The 15,198-nt window shown below is 61.9% G+C and carries 8 protein-coding genes and 1 pseudogene; 7 read left to right on the forward strand and 2 right to left on the reverse strand.

Annotated elements, in window-relative coordinates; translation table 11 throughout:
* Positions 1 to 26 precede the first annotated feature (26 nt).
* The 6 genes from ABT340_RS23135 to ABT340_RS23160 all read left to right on the forward strand — a co-directional run bounded on the left by ABT340_RS23135 (position 27) and on the right by ABT340_RS23160 (position 11,728).
* Complete coding sequence (locus ABT340_RS23135) at positions 27 to 284, forward strand: hypothetical protein (RefSeq protein ID WP_352012874.1); 258 nt, start codon at positions 27 to 29, stop codon at positions 282 to 284.
* Positions 281 to 1,183 carry a phosphotransferase family protein gene (locus tag ABT340_RS23140; protein WP_352012875.1) on the forward strand — a complete coding sequence of 301 codons (903 nt, stop codon included), beginning with the start codon at positions 281 to 283 and terminating at the stop codon, positions 1,181 to 1,183. The genes ABT340_RS23135 and ABT340_RS23140 overlap by 4 nt, the downstream gene beginning before the upstream one ends.
* 189 nt (positions 1,184 to 1,372) lie before the next feature.
* Entirely contained in the window at positions 1,373 to 1,846 is a 474-nt protein-coding gene (locus ABT340_RS23145; RefSeq protein WP_352012876.1) for an NUDIX hydrolase, read from the forward strand.
* 670 nt (positions 1,847 to 2,516) lie between these two features.
* Positions 2,517 to 6,503, forward strand: coding sequence for an Eco57I restriction-modification methylase domain-containing protein (locus ABT340_RS23150; RefSeq protein WP_352012877.1), 3,987 nt, complete (start codon positions 2,517 to 2,519; stop codon positions 6,501 to 6,503).
* A gap of 81 nt (positions 6,504 to 6,584) precedes the next feature.
* Entirely contained in the window at positions 6,585 to 9,947 is a 3,363-nt protein-coding gene (locus ABT340_RS23155; protein ID WP_352012878.1) for a helicase-related protein, read from the forward strand.
* A gap of 569 nt (positions 9,948 to 10,516) precedes the next feature.
* The gene (locus ABT340_RS23160; protein WP_352012879.1) at positions 10,517 to 11,728 is read left to right on the forward strand and encodes a hypothetical protein; all 1,212 of its coding nucleotides are present in this window, start codon (positions 10,517 to 10,519) and stop codon (positions 11,726 to 11,728) included.
* A 137-nt stretch (positions 11,729 to 11,865) separates the two neighbouring features.
* Here the strand turns inward: ABT340_RS23160 and ABT340_RS23165 are convergent, their stop codons facing one another.
* Positions 11,866 to 12,822, reverse strand: coding sequence for an HNH endonuclease (locus tag ABT340_RS23165; RefSeq protein WP_352012880.1), 957 nt, complete (start codon positions 12,820 to 12,822; stop codon positions 11,866 to 11,868).
* Positions 12,823 to 13,426: 604 nt separating this feature from the next.
* Between ABT340_RS23165 and ABT340_RS23170 the strand changes: the two are divergent.
* Positions 13,427 to 13,687 (forward strand): annotated as a pseudogene (locus ABT340_RS23170) (hypothetical protein); the annotation flags it as partial.
* Positions 13,688 to 13,941: 254 nt separating this feature from the next.
* Here the strand turns inward: ABT340_RS23170 and ABT340_RS23175 are convergent.
* On the reverse strand, positions 13,942 to 14,769 hold the full coding sequence (locus ABT340_RS23175; protein ID WP_352012881.1) for a hypothetical protein: 828 nt from the start codon (positions 14,767 to 14,769) through the stop codon (positions 13,942 to 13,944).
* Positions 14,770 to 15,198 lie beyond the last annotated feature (429 nt).

Consider the following 15,198-nt stretch of genomic DNA (forward strand, 5'->3'; position numbering starts at 1 on the left):
AGGCGTCCAACCGGCTCTCGGCCGCGGTGGCCGGTCACGGTGACACCTACGTGCGCTCCCGGGCCTTCAGCGGCATCAAGCTCGCCTCGCTGACCATGGTGACCGGCGCTCCGGAGGAGGTCGCCGCGATCGGTGTCCGTGCGTTGCGGGACGCGGTCGCCGTACGCTCCCGCAGAACCGCCGGCGAGCTGCGCGAGCTCCACCGGCTCGCCGCCCCGCACGAGCGTTTGACCGAGGTGGCCGAGCTGCGGCACCGCATCGTCGAGGTGGTCTCGGGCGCATGAGCCAGACCGACACCGTGGAGCAGGCGAGCCTGAACGCGCTGCGTAGCACCTGTCGGCAAGCCGGGATCGATGCACGCGACGCCGAGCCGATCCGTTTCAGTGAGAACGCCATCTACCGGTTACCGTACGGCGTCGTCGCCCGCGTCAGCCGAGTCGGTCAACTACCGGCCGCGGCCAAAGAGGTCCAGGTGGCCCGCTGGCTGGAAGGCGCCGGGGTGCCCGCCGTACGGACGCTCCCTGATGTGGAGCAGCCGGTGGAGGCCGAGGGCAGGGCGGTGACGTTCTGGCGAGAGCTTCCACCGCACCGGCCAGGCACCGCCGCAGATGTCGCCGCCCTGCTGAGGAAGTTGCATGGGCTGCCTCCGCCCGAGCACTTCACGCTTCCCGCTCTGGACCCGTTCGTACGGCTGACCGACCGGATCGACCAGGCGCGTATGTACACCGCAGAGGAACGGCAGTGGCTGCGTGAGCGCCTGGCCGATCTCGAACGCGGGTACGCCGCGCTGCCGTCGGGGTTGCCTGCCTGTGTGGTGCATGGGGACGCCTGGATCGGCAACGTGCTGGTAACTGAGGACGGTCGGGCGGTTCTGGCCGACTTCGAGCGCAGCGCGTTCGGGCCGCCGGAATGGGACCTGGTGTCCATGGCGGTCAAGTACGCCACCCTCGGCGGGATCTCCAAGGAGGACTACGCCGCGTTCATCGAGGTCTACGGCTACGACGTCATGACGTGGGAGGGGTACCAGGTGCTGCGGGACATCCGGGAGCTTCGCCTGGTCACCATGGCGGCCCAGGTCGGCATGGAGGACGACGGGGTCAGAGGTGAGGCGGCCGTACGGCTGGCCGCGATCCGCGGTGAGAGTGGTCCCCGTCCCTGGCACTGGAAAGCGGTGAGCCGGTGACGCTGACCTGCGCAGAGACGTCATGAGGGGTGATGACAACGCTGACGACAACGTCGGCCACCACGAGCGCACGGCGACAGCCGTCCACATCCCTCTAACCCTGTGCCGATTCAGGAGAGCAGGGGCACTGCTCCGCATGAACAGCAGAGGGTCATCGCAGGCGATGCCATGTCATTAAGGTCGTGACCTGTGGCTAAGCGGATCGACTTCTTCGACGAACCCGACGCTCCGAAGGCCAACAGTTTGGTTCCTTCAGTCAACGTCATCATTACCAACGACGCCGGCGACATCCTCATGATCCGCCGCACCGATAACCACAACTGGGCCCTTCCCGGCGGAGCCATCGATCTGGGCGAGTCCATCCCTCAGGCTGCTGTCCGGGAGGCCCTTGAGGAAACCGGCATCCAGCGCGAGATCGCCGGCATCTCCGGCACCTACTCCGACCCCCGCCACATCATCCTCTACACCAGCAACAGCGAGGCCCGCCAAGAGTTCTCCCTCGTCCTCACCGCCCGCTACCAAGCCGGCCAGCCTACTCCCAGCGATGAATCTCGCGAAGTCCGTTGGGTGTCGCCTAGCGAAATCAAGAAAATAGTCATAGACCGCTCAATGCGTCTACGTATCACGCACGATTCGACCGAAAGTGGCATACATATCGGCTAACGCCATTACCTTCCAACTTACTGTAGAGCGTGGCTTCTCTGTACTGGTTCAAGGGCGGTCCGCTCCGCGGCCCACCGTGCGGTGGGCGGCCGCTGGCCGCGCTGCGGTTCTTTGGCCGGTCGCGATCGGCGCCGCCCGCGGGCCAAGTCCATCAGGCGAACATCTTGGGCCGGAGAAGTCTTCCGGAAGCCGAGGCGGTCCCTACGTAAGACTGCCGCGCCGCTTCCCTTCCTTAATGACAGTCGCGGGCACGTTCCCTCCGGTGGGTGGTCCCGCCAACATCCGCCCGGTCGCAAGGCGGCGGACGGCGACACGTGGGTGGCTGTGTAATCCTGGCTGCGATCACGTACGTGACCACCGTCGGATGCGATCACCGCATGCGTCGCCCGCCGCTGCGTGGACTCCAATCGACGGCCGAGCCGACATCGGCGAGTCGTCGAGCACACCGTCGCCCTCGTCTCTCTGTACAAGCCAGGTGTCCATTATATCACTTTAATTATATTTGTCACATTTTGCAGGCGAGGGGATGAACTGTCGGGTGCTTAGGTATTTTCGCGACAGAAGCTCTTTTAGTCCTACTTGCTAAATGGGATCGATTTGTTAGAGAATCCGCGCCTACCGGAGCGAATCAATATTGGTGCTCCTTCGTGTTGGGCGAAAGGTCGCGGGCGTGATCGCAGATGTCGCGGAGCAGTTCCTGGACGATGTCGACACCCGCGACCTGCAGTGGAACGAACCAACGGGCACGCCGCCCGAGCTGGCCACCGAACGAATTCTGTTTGGCAACGGAGACGCGGCCTTAGAAGTAGCGATTGCCTTTAGCAAGGCTGGCGTACCCAAGACGGAGGATCTCCGTCGTCTGTGGAAGCTTCGGCATGGGAACCGCCCGTCTCCAGTTCTGCTCGTGGTCCTATACAGCGATGCAGGCACAACCAGGGCAGCGGCCTGTGGAAACGACGGCGACCCGATCACCGAACTGACTGTGGACCAGCTTGGCCGGATCTGCCGTGCCACACTCGCTGAACCAGATCGCCACACCGCGCTGCGCACCCTGGAACGGCTCCTCACCACCGTTAAGGAGCAGCTCACGCCAGGTCTGATCAACCAAGGCCTGTTTGCCACGCACGAACTCCGTAACGGGGTCCCGCGCCGGGCCGACTGGTCGGCTGCGGCTGCGGCGGCCCGTCCGCTGCTGGGCCTCAGCGGCCTCTCGCTGATCCAGGCACTCGGATATGGCACGACCGCTCGGGGATCGGCCGCGCTACTCCTCACCCACCAGGGCACCTCTCGATCGATCGCCGTTCTGCTGGAACACGACGAGGTCTTCGACCGTCCTTCACCCCGGTTCGGAGCGGTCTCCCCCGTCTCACACGCGATCTCCGTGGCCGCCCGAGAGAGTCTGCCGTGGGTGATTGTGCTACGTGGCAACCAGATCCGGCTGCACCCGGTGAACCCCACCATCGGCGTTGGCCGTAAGAGCCAGGGCGAGACCTTCACCGAGCTGGACCTGACGCTGCTCTCCGAGAGCGACGCAGCCTACCTACACCTGCTGTTCTCGCCCGAGGCGCTCGCCCCCGAGGGGACGGTCACCGAGATCCTGCGCGCCTCTTCGAACTTCGCTGCTGACCTCGGAGGCCGGCTCCGCGAGCGGGTCTATCGCGACGTCGTGCCAGGTCTCGCTGTCGCGGTCGCCCGGCAGATGAATGGCACTACCGAGGCGGACCTGCAGGAGGCCTACCACCGCACGTTGATGATCCTGTTCCGGCTGCTCTTCGTTTCCTATGCCGAAGACCGTGCTCTGTTGCCGTACGGACGGAATCCCCGCTACGACCGGCACGCGATCAAGACGCTAGCTAAAGACTTCGCCGCCGACCTCACGCAGTCCTTCGACGATACAGCTACCGCCCTTTGGGACGGCATGGTCAGTGTGTGGAATGCAGTAGACGGCGGCAACAGCAACTGGGATGTGCCCGCCTACAACGGCGGCCTATTCTCCCGCGACCCGGAGTCGAGTCCGTCCGGCGCGGCCCTAGCCGCCATGCACCTGACTGACGCCGAGTTCGGTCCTGTACTGCGCGCCCTGCTGGTGGACACCGGTCCTGACGGCACCCAGGGCCCGGTGGACTTCCGCTCGTTGAGCGTCCGTGAATTCGGCACCCTCTACGAAGGGCTTCTGGAATCGTCGCTGTCGATCGCACCGGAACCGCTTACGGTAGACAAGGACGGAGCCTTCGTTCCGGCGAATGACAACGACCGTGTCGAAGTCCGCGCTGGACAGGTCTACTTCCACAACCGCTCCGGTAAGCGGAAGTCGACCGGCTCGTATTTCACGAAATCATTCGCGGTCGAGCACCTGCTAAGGGCCGCCTTGGAGCCGGCGCTCACCGAGCATCTCGGCCGGATCCGCACGCTGCTGGAAGTCGGAGACGAGGCTGCGGCGGCCGAGCTGTTCTTCGACTTCCGGGTGGCGGACCTGGCGATGGGCTCAGGTCACTTCCTGGTCGCGGCGATTGACCGGATTGAGGCTCGGTTCACCGCATTCCTCGCCGAGCACCCCATCACCGCCGTCAGCCAAGAGTTGATCCGGCTCTCCCAAGCCGCTCACGATGCCCTCGGCGACCACGCCACCGAAGTAGAGATCGAAACCTCCGCGTTGCTGCGCCGCCAGATCGCCCGCCGCTGCATCTACGGTCTAGACCTCAACCTCATGGCGGTCGAGCTGGCCCGTCTCGGTATCTGGATCCACACCTTCGTGCCGGGCCTGCCGATGTCCTCCCTAGACCACGGACTGATCGTCGGTAACAGCCTCACTGGCATCGGCACTCTTTCCGAAGCACTCGAAGTCCTCGAACCGAAATCAGCCTTCGGACAAATGTCGCTGTACGCCGACAAGATCGAGGATGCTCTCCGTATCGCCAGTGAACGGCTCCAGCGGGTGGCACGTACCGATGAGGCCAAGAAGGCAGAGGTACAGGATGCTGTGCTCGCCTACCGACAAGCACTCGTCGATGCCACCGACGCCAAGCACATCCTCGATGCGGCTGTGGCCGTCCGGTTAGGTCTCCTTCCCCTTCCCCTTGACGCTGACGAGGCCATCGCTTCAATCTCCGCCGATGACGAGCAGGCCCAGGCGATCCGCGAGAAGCTGGACCAGTTCGGTGTAACCCACCTGCCCTACCAATTCCCAGAGATTTTTATACGGTCCCGTCCGGGGTTCGACGTGATCCTTGGCAACCCGCCCTGGGACAAAGTCCGATGGGAGGCGGCTCCATTCTGGGCCGGGATCTTTCCCGGACTCATAGCCTTGCAAGACAAGGCGCGGGACGCGAAGATCGAAGAACTCCGAGCGAACCATCCGATGGAGGCCATTCAGGAGCAAGAAGAGATGACTCATCGAGCGGTTCTCCAAGATCTCTTCAAGACGTCGTACACGCTCCGCGGCGGCACGCACCTGGAAATATCACAGCTGATGCTAGAGCGGGCTATCAAGCTACGCCGCGACTCCGGCCATATGGGACTGGTTCTACCACGCCAGAGCATGGTTCTCGCAGGGTGGAAGAAACTCCGTGAGGAATTGACCAGCCGACATGACCTGCGGATCGTACAAGGCCGTAACCACGCCGAGTGGATCTTCGAAGATGTCCACGCGGCCTACGCTGTGGTGTTTCTGAGCACATCACCAGTCCCAGAGCCCATGACTCGTATCTGGGTTGCCAACAGCCCCGCTGACGTCACCGCTGCGACAGATGAGACGGCGATCCTCCTGTCCCAGGACGACATCGCCTCATTCTCCGAGACGCACGTCATTCCCTGGTTCGCTAGCGCCGTCGACCGGCAGGTGTTCGATACCATGCGGCACAAGCCCCGACTAGCATCCGGTAAGGGCTGGATCAAAGCATCGCATGATGCTCGCTGGGATTTCACTGGCAGCGGACCAGACAAGGGCCTTGCTGATCAAAAGGAGGACGTGCTGTCATGGAAAATTCTGATGACTGCACATGTCGATCAATTTTCCTTCGATCCAAGCGTGAAATTCAAACAGTTCGTCAGTAATCTGGACGCATTAGTTGCGAAGAGACGCGGGGTCGCTAAGGAAAAAAAGGTCCCAGTCCTTACGGACCAGCATCCTCTGATCATCATTCGTCGGCCAAGTCGCAGCGTTGACTCTCGCACAATCATTGCGGCTGCTCTGCCCGAGGCTGGACTGCTCCATAACAAGGGTTATATTCACGCCGCGATGCATGACCCTGATTCCAGTGCGAGCGAAAGGCTTGCCCTTCTGGGCCTGTTAAACACGGTGGCGGTCGACTGGTGGGCTCGCCGGTTCGTTGATCGACATGTCACAGCTCCGGTTGTTAATCAAATTCCTCTTCCCAGCTGGTCCCCCGAGCAGATCGACGAAGCAGCTCAAATCACGAGTTGTCTGCTTGCCCGCCACGGTTACACCCGCCTGGCTGGCGGTATCACCGTCACTGATGGTCGGAGCGCCTCCGAAACGGCACTCCGCGCCCGACTGGAACGCTTGACGCTGGACGGTTATGGCCTTGATCAGCAGGCCCTTGAGCTAATCGCGGCGGACTTCAATGAGACCGGACTCCCGATGGATTTGCGTGTGGAACTGGGCGTCGATCATGTTCCGCCCAAAACCAAGCGATGACGTGATCCGTCACGACATGTCCCCGAACCGTCATTGAGCAGTGGCCATGCAGAAGCATCGGCCGAGACAGGAGAAGACCCAGTGTCGGTCACGCCCTCCGACGACTTCCGGCCGACGTTCGCCACCAATCACCCTGAGGACGGGCAGACAGTCGCCGATGCGATCAATACCCTGCTGGAGGGAATGCGCACGCACCTCGTCTCACTGCCGCCAGTGTCGATCGCGTCCGCCTACTTCAACCCCGGCGGGTTCGGGCTGCTGGCCGACGAGTTGGAGCAGACTGGACCGGTCCGGCTGTTGCTGGGCGCCGACCCAGATCAGGACCGCCCCAGGATCCGACCGCTGGCCACCGGGCTGGGCCGACGGGCCGAACGGGAGCAGGTCAAGCGGGCGTTGGAAGGCCACCAGCGCCGCCTGGAGGAGGACCGTGACTTGCTCGGCTTCACCTTCGAGTCTGATGCCGCCGCTCGGCGTCTGGTCACCTGGCTGCACTCTGGCCGAGTTGAGGTTCGCCGGTACGAGAAGGGGTTCCTGCACGGCAAAGCGTTCATCGTGGACAGCTCGATACCCGGCGTCATCGCCGGATCGAGCAACTTCACCTACGCGGGGCTGGCTCGCAACAAGGAGCTCAACCTCGGCCAATACCAGCCCGGTACGGTGCAGGCCGTACGGGACTGGTTTGAGGAGATGTGGCAGGCAGCCTCCCCATACGACCTGGCGGGCCTGTACGAGTCGCGGTGGCAGCAGCACCAGCCGTGGGAGGTCTTCCTCCGGATGCTGTACGAGCTGTATGGCACGGATGTGGAGCAGGAGCAGTCGGCCCGCACGCGTTCCCGACTCAACCTCACTGGCTTCCAATCCGACGGTGTCTGGCGTGCCCAGAGAATCCTGGACCGACTCAACGGCGTGATCATCGCCGACGAGGTCGGCCTGGGGAAGACCTTCATCGCCGGAGAAATCTTGCATGAGGCGGTGATCACTAACCGGCAGAAGGCGCTCATCGTCGCGCCGGCGACGCTCCGCGATTCCACCTGGGGTCCTTTTCTGCGCGATAAGAACCTTCGCGCGGACGTCGTCTCATACGAGCAGCTGACTGGCGGCCTGCAGAACGCCGGACAGCTCGGTGCGGCTCTCCAGGATCCCGATGAATACGCCGTGGTCGTGGTGGACGAAGCACACGCGCTTCGCAACGCCACCACCCAGCGGGCTGAGGCGCTGCGCCAACTGCTTGTTGGCAGCACCCCGAAACGACTGGTGATGCTCACTGCAACCCCGGTCAACAACACCCTCTACGACCTGTACAACTTGATCTCCTACTTCGTCACTAACGACGCAACGTTCGCCGACTCTGGGGTGCCCTCGCTGAAGGGGTACTTTGACCGAGCAATGGCAATGAATCCCGACGATCTGTCGCCTGAGCATCTCTTTGACGTCCTGGATAAGGTAGCGGTCCGACGTACTAGGCGATTCGTCCGGAATCACTATGTCGGAGACCGTGTGGTCATCAACGGCGTCGAGCGTCAAATCAGCTTCCCAACGCCCCGCGTGCACCGTGTCGACTACAACCTCGACGACGCGCTCCCCGGCCTCTTCGACCGGCTTGCCATCGCCCTCGGAGATCATCTGAACCACCATGACGACGGCTCGGCGGTCATCCTTGACGCTCCCGGCGAAGTCCTCACCCTGGCCCGCTACGTGCCTTCTCGCTTCCAGCGCGGGGAACGCGAGAAACAGTACGAGCAGCAGAACGCCGGACTGCTGAGATCCGCGCTGCTCAAGCGATTCGAATCATCGGCTTATGCCTTCCAGCGCACCCTGGACAAGATGATCAGTGGTCATGAGGCGTTCCTGTCCGCGCTCGACCAGGGGGTGGTCCTCACCGGCGATGCCTTCCGGGAGTGGACGTCCTCTGACAGCGATACCATCGACGACTTCCTCGACGTACTCGATGACGACACCGATGGGGTGAAGAACGCCGACCAGTTCGACGTACCAGAGCTTCGCGCTGCCGTCGAGGCTGATCTCACCCTGTTGACGTCTTTTCGTGACGAAGTGCAGGCGCATCAGGTCGGCCCCGACCCTAAGGCTGAAGCGCTCGTCGAGGAGCTCGCGGCTATCGCGACCGAGGCGGCTACAGAAGGGATCACCGAGCAGCAGGCCCGGGACAAGCTCAAGGTTCTCGTCTTCTCTTATTACTCCGACACCGTCGAACACGTGCATGGCCGACTGCTAACCGCGATCGAGTCCGATCCACGTCTTGCCTGCTATCGCGGCCGGGTCGCCACCGCCTCCGGTCCGGACCGAGCCGGACGTTCTCAGGTCATCGCCGGATTTGCTCCCCGTACCGCGGGCGGCGGAACCGACGAGGATTTGTTCGATCTGATCATTGCCACCGATGTGCTGGCTGAAGGCGTCAACCTGCAACAAGCTCGACACATCGTCAACTATGACCTGCCATGGAATCCAATGCGGCTCGTCCAGCGGCATGGCCGGATCGACCGGATTGGCTCCGACCATCAGGAAGTCTTCCTACGCTGCTTCTTCCCTGACCAGCAGCTTGAACGTTTCCTCGGCTTGGAAGAGCGGCTGCAGCACAAGCTTAAGCAGGCATCCGCTGCCACTGGAGTCGGCGAAGTCCTTCCCGGATTCGTCGGCCGTGACATCAACATCACCGAGACTCGTGAGGAGATCGATCGGCTCCGCCGCGAAGACGCCGCCCTCTTTGAAACAGGTGGTGCTTCGGCCCTCTCCGGTGAGGAGTATCGGCGTCGGCTGCAGGCCCAGCTCGCTAACCCACATATCGATGAAGCTGTACGGTGTCTGCCTTGGGGCAGCGGTACCGGGTTCGTCCGCATCGGAGGAATTCATCCAGGTCTGGTATTCTGCGCCCGGATTGGCGACTATCCCCGGCCGTGGTTCCGATACCTTCCTCTCACCAACGATCTCAATGTCACCTATGACGAGCAGGGGTACGTTGTCGTCGTGGACGACACCCTGTCCTGTCTGTCCGCCGCCGATCCCGGTGATCCTGAGGCGCTGGCGGCCCTAGCTGACCCGATCTATCAAGCAGCCTTCCCTGCCTGGATGCATGCTAGGCGGCACATCCGCGATTCCTGGATGCATAATGCTGATCCAGCCAATCTGCAGCCGCGTATCCCGAAGGTGATGAGGGATGCGGCTGAGCTGGTTCGGCAGCATGGTATTCATCTCGGCGAAGGTCAGGACGAGCTTGTTGGACGTCTTCAAGCGCCTTACAGCCCCCGAATTTTGCGCGATATCCGTGCAGGGCTGGCCCACCCCGGAACCGTCAGGCAGAGAGTGGATCACCTGGCAGAACTCGCAGATCGGCTTGGACTGGTTCGCCAAACCGCTCCTGAGCCTCTCCCGCAGATCACCGAAGACGATGTCCATTTGGTGTGCTGGATCGCCGTTACTCCTGGATGATCTGCGCGAGACACCCTCTAGTCGCTCTGTTCCATGCCATTCTCTTCTCAAGAATGGCACAATAACTCCAAGAAGTCGACTTCGCAAAATTAGGGGCGCACCAGTTCTTAAATGTTCGAAGATGTATCAACTTTGGGAAGACTCGGCAGAGCGGGTTGGCCGAGGCAGTCGACGTCTATGCGCTCTCGGGAGCCCAGGGCATCCGCAAGCCTGAAAATTGGCCTATTCGAGATCACCCGTCAAAGGGGTATGGCGTGAGTCTCCGCCGAAGGCGGGTGGGGATTGGTGACAAGCTCACCGCCGACATAGCCGACCGACGCGCTTCAGGGCTCCGAACGATCTAGATTGACCGAGGCGCCTGGCCCGGCGCCGACCACCATACCGACCTCGCGGTGACTGACGTGCTCCAAGCTATCGAGGTCCTTGAGTGTTATGAGCGGTTGTGACGACAAGCTGACAGCAAAGTGATGGCAGACCGAGAGCATGAGTACCACTCTTCTTCGAAGTCAGCTTATGATCGCCGAGAAAACTGATGGCAGCTGAGTGACTCAAGCCCCATGCTGGATCCTATGGATGTTGACGTGCCCGAATGGGATCTACTGAAGCGCTTCATTGATAATCCCGGATTCAGCGATGCGGGCAAGCTTGCACTCGAACACGTACTTCACCTGCTTGAGGACATACTCGGTACCTCATGGGTTCGACGGCAGTATCGGAAGCGTGGGCGGTTGCCCGCGGAAGTGGTGCTGTTTGCGTCTCACCGTGCCGCCCTCCCGCAGTTTCTGACGCTAGGAATGCGGCTTCGCGCTGCCGCGATCGAGCCAACGTTCAGGCCTGTGCTAGGTGGCTTGAGAAAGGAACCCACCAGTTCTGATTGGCGCCATGCTCTACTTCAGCTGGAGGTGGCACGTGCTGCCAAGGCGGCGAGCTGGGCGTACAGTTTTGAGCCTGTGCTATCTGGATCAGACCATAGGGCGGACCTGATCATTTCCGCACTGGGGCAAGAGTTCTTTGTGGAAACGACAACGCTCTTCCGCACTCAACAAGATCTCAATAGTGAGAAATATGAAGAGCGGTTTCTCGAGCAGATTCGGGCTGTCGAGAGATGTTTCGGCATCTATGCGATAAGCGAACTTTTCCAGCACGTTGACGAGACCGTCACCGCAGACTGGGTCGAGGCCATAGAAGCTGCCGCTGCTGAAGTCCGGGATGCGAGGGAGACGCATACTGTCGTCAGTGACGTCGGGAAGGTCAAGCTGCAGGTTAACGCAGCTCCGCCTGAAACCGTAACATTCCGGGGGGCACTACGCGAACGCGACATCGGCCGCCGTCTTTGTCACACGGTTAGAGTAAAAGCCCTCCAGAGCCTTGGGTCAGTTCCAACGTGGCTTCGAGTCGACGCGCTTGACGGCGTGTTTCAGTTCACAGAATGGGCGCGTATGCCAGGAACCGAGCGAGTAGCGCTCTTACATGATGTTCTCCAGCCGGTTATTTCTGTTGCTCCGCATTTGCATGGTGTTATTTGTAGCTCGGGTCTGGCTGTTTCTATTGGGGCCACAGATCGGATTGTGGAAGAAGTCACCGTCGAGACGTCAAATGGCGCAATGCTGCGACGCCTCCTCGGGCCGCATTTGGCGCGAGAGATGGTCATAGTCTCTCTCCAGCCGGAGGCTGATTCGATGGCGCATGCTTGGGCTGCTGCTTACGCCAACGAACCCTCATGGCTGGATGAGGATCTTACCGCCGTAGGATTGCCCCCACTTGAGGCTTTCTGGGTGTAATGTAATCAGGAACCTGCGATGCCGAGGAGGTGAGGCGATCAGTCAATGAATGCCTCATCGATCCTTCGTTTTGCGATTTCCGCACTTATCTGTCGCGTGCGACGAGAACTCTACTGATGGCGTCCCGCGCACGATCCTCACGAGGCTAAGAATACCTCTTTTAGATGCCACCCCAAGGCGTCGCGATTGGGGCGGTCATGCCGCTCATCGGGTAGCGCGATCACAGCTCCGGCGCGCTGATAGAACTCATCGCCATCACCGAACTTTTCTCGCAGGCGGGGGCTAACACATAGCCGATACTCCGCATCAATGCCCAGATAGCCACGATCAAGCAGCGTGTGTACGTCTGAGCGCAACAGAATGCCGTTGTCCAGGCGATGCTGACCGCCAGAGGAGACCGGGCGGATGTGAGCGGCTTGGAGGGCAGGGAGGATCTTACTGCCGGTGATCGCGCATTGCCGGTGGTAGGCGTTGAGGACGACTGCTTGAAAAGCTCCCTGCCCGAGGCGCTGTGGAACCAGTCGGGGATCGCCGAAGACTGGGCCTTCGCGCCGCCATGGTTGCGTGAGATCGCCCTCGACGTGGCGGGCGCCGAGCAGGCGGGCAACCAGCTCATGAAAGTAGCCAGCCTCAGGAGCGGCCAGGTCATAGCCCTTGCCCTGAACGATGTTGGGGGCGAAGCCAGGAGGAGCCGGCGCAGGAGGGTCGAAGAAGCGAGTGTCTCGGAGCAAGATGCAGCCGATGACAGGATCTTCACCCTCGGATATAGGTTGCTTGCGGTACTGACTGATCCGCTGTCTCATCTGTTCCATGTCGGCAGCGCCGTTGGCCTCACCGAATATCTGCCAGGCCTCGGAGAGAGGCAGCGGCTCAAAGGCGTCGAAGAAGCCGCCGCCAACCACGCGGTTGTGTGGGCCGTGGCGTACTACTCGCTTGTCCTCGTGATGGGTTTTGAAGAAGAACGGCTCTCCGGGCTTGAGCGCGCGGAAATGCATGCCTCCCGACGGGCGCCAGAAGTTGGCTTCGGTCAAGGCCGGGCGGTCTGCGAGGAAGCGATACCAGTTGCCGTCAGTGACTCCGACATATGCGCGCATGCAGTGAATTGTGCAGCCTGATGATCATTATGGGTAGCCCTGCTGACACATCCAGCAAGTCATCACAGGCCCTACGTCGCCTCGCTGAAGCCGCAGACGAACTCGCCTTCTTTACCGCCGTAGCGGCCCGGCCGAGGTCATGACCGCGGAAGCGGTGTACAGCAGCTGCGTACAGCAACGCCGTCTTATGCGATCGCACAGCACCGGACCGTATCTGCCGCCTCACCAGGGCAGAAGGCCCTTGACGAGGCGTCTGCGCTTCCCTACGGATCAGAAGGTTAGGGGCTCGAGTCCTCTGGGCCGCGCAGTAGATCAGAGGCCCTCCGGGATCGTCCCGGAGGGCCTCTTTCATGTCCGTACAGCTACGGGTTCAGCCGTCACCGTCCAGTTGTTGTTCAGCCGGTTGAGCGCGCCTTCGCGTCTTGGGCGATGGGATCCGCGTGGTCTTGCCGCAAGGCGTTGCACTGGTTCATTGAGCGGAAGACGGGCGAGGTCATCCAGCACAACGTCGTGAGGCGGACGACGTTCTCCGAGCATCTCTGGTGTGGTGACAGGGAAGGGTCATCGGGTCGCTGCTCGCGGTCGCTGAGCCTGAGCGGATTGGATGTTAGTCGTCAGCTCCGGCTCGGCGCAGGGAGCGCAGCGGCAGAACCACAAGCTGACCGACCAGGAAGGGTGGAAGCTCCAGCAGGTCGTGCGCCGGGGCAGTACCAGCTCGGTGCGCTACCGGTGGGCGATGATGCTGCCAGCCTCGGCCGGCGGCAACACCGTCTCGGTCATCGCCCGCCTGGTGGCCGCCGATGACGACACTGTCCGCGATGTGATTCACCGCTTCAACGGGATCGGGCCGACCTGTCTGGAACCCCATGAAGAGCCTCCAGCTGTTGCCTGTCCACTCCGACCTGCTTCGACGGAATGCCCGCGTTGAGCCATGCGGAGAGGCAGGCAGTGAGGCGTGGTCCTCGGTACCCCGAGTCGTCTCGCTGACCTTCGCCGGATCCGCAGGGACTGGCTCAGCCATGGATGAGGAGGCTCAGTGCCTCTCCGAAGGGGGCACCGCTCAGATGGGAAGGACGTACACGGGTTCGCCTGGCGACGTCGGCCCCCTCTTGGCGTAGGTCAGAAGGGGCCGTCCTCCGGGTAGCCGGCCTTTGTGACGGCCTTGCGGGTCTTCGCGTTGAGTTTCTTTTCGCTGATGACCTTGCCGGCTGCCGGTGCGGAGATCTTCACCTTGGTGCCCCAGCCCGAATACCTGGTGTCGGTGTGGAAGGCCATCTGGTCATAGGCCGAGCTGCCGCTGTCCGGGTAGGCCGTCGTGTCGACGACCGTGCGGGTGAGCAGGTTGTGTTCGTCGAAGTACAGGTGGAACTCGACATCGCCTTCCCCAGCGGACTTGTCGTGCCGGAAGTCGGTGAGTTTGGCGGTGCCCTGATATTCGCCGGTCGCCACTTCTGATGCGTTGTCCAGCATGAACTTCAATTCCGCTGGGGTGACACCCAAATTAAGGATGGTGTTCTCGCGCTCACTGGTCTTCGACTGGATCCAGGAACGACCGGAGGGCAGTGCCTTGGCGATGTCGGCGTTGGTCACGTAGGCGTTTCTGCCTTCGGTGATGACGCGGTAGGGAGGTTTGGACCCTTTCAGGCGTGAGGACGTGCGGACACGGAGGTCGGCAGCCGCTATGTTGCCTTTGCCGAAAGCCACGGTGCCGGTCGAGCTGGTGTTCACCTGTACCTGCATGGCCTGGTCGTCGACGGTGAAATCGAGGGTGATGCCACCTGATTCGGTGATCTTTACGCCCTTGCCCGGGACCAGTTGGGCCTTCAGGGCTTTCACCGGGTCCACCGGAGCGGCCTGCACGGTTGTGGCGGATGCCGCCTGAGCGGGTATGGCCACCGTGCCCACGGCCACGGCTGTCGCCACGAGGCCTGCGAAGAAGAGTTTCATCAACGTCCTTGCTTAGGGGGATACAGCAGGGAAAAGAGTAGAGGGTGGTACAGATGAGACAAGGGATATGATGTAACAATCTTTGCAGGACGGTGACCACCAAGCGGTGATGGCCCTCGATGAAGGCGGTCGGGGTGGTTCTTGCGTCCGCTCTCGTGATTTCGGTTAACCCAATCTCTCCCACGGGCTGACCTTGCCCTCCTCAGTGGGTGAAGGGGCATTTCGCATCGTTGGCGGTGCTTATCGTGCGCGCGCAGTCCGATGTCTCGCGTTTGCCGGCCGAGTTCCGCCGCCCGCGCCCTCAGTTGGAGCATGCGCGCCACGATGACGGCTGCTCCCGCCAGCGCGGTTGCCAACGACGGGCCTGGAAACTGATGGACGTTCGTAGAACGTGATCGCGGCGAAGGCATCAATGAGCAGGCGTTTCTG

This window comes from Streptosporangium sp. NPDC000239 (assembly GCF_040300765.1).
Classification (GTDB): domain Bacteria; phylum Actinomycetota; class Actinomycetes; order Streptosporangiales; family Streptosporangiaceae; genus Streptosporangium.

Bases quoted from the DNA above. Each gene is read 5' to 3' on its own strand.
- ABT340_RS23160 (WP_352012879.1), top strand. From the start codon at position 10,517: ATGGATGTTGACGTGCCCGAATGGGATCTACTGAAGCGCTTCATTGAT.
- ABT340_RS23175 (WP_352012881.1), bottom strand. From the start codon at position 14,769: ATGAAACTCTTCTTCGCAGGCCTCGTGGCGACAGCCGTGGCCGTGGGC.
- ABT340_RS23165 (WP_352012880.1), bottom strand. From the start codon at position 12,822: ATGCGCGCATATGTCGGAGTCACTGACGGCAACTGGTATCGCTTCCTC.
- ABT340_RS23140 (WP_352012875.1), top strand. From the start codon at position 281: ATGAGCCAGACCGACACCGTGGAGCAGGCGAGCCTGAACGCGCTGCGT.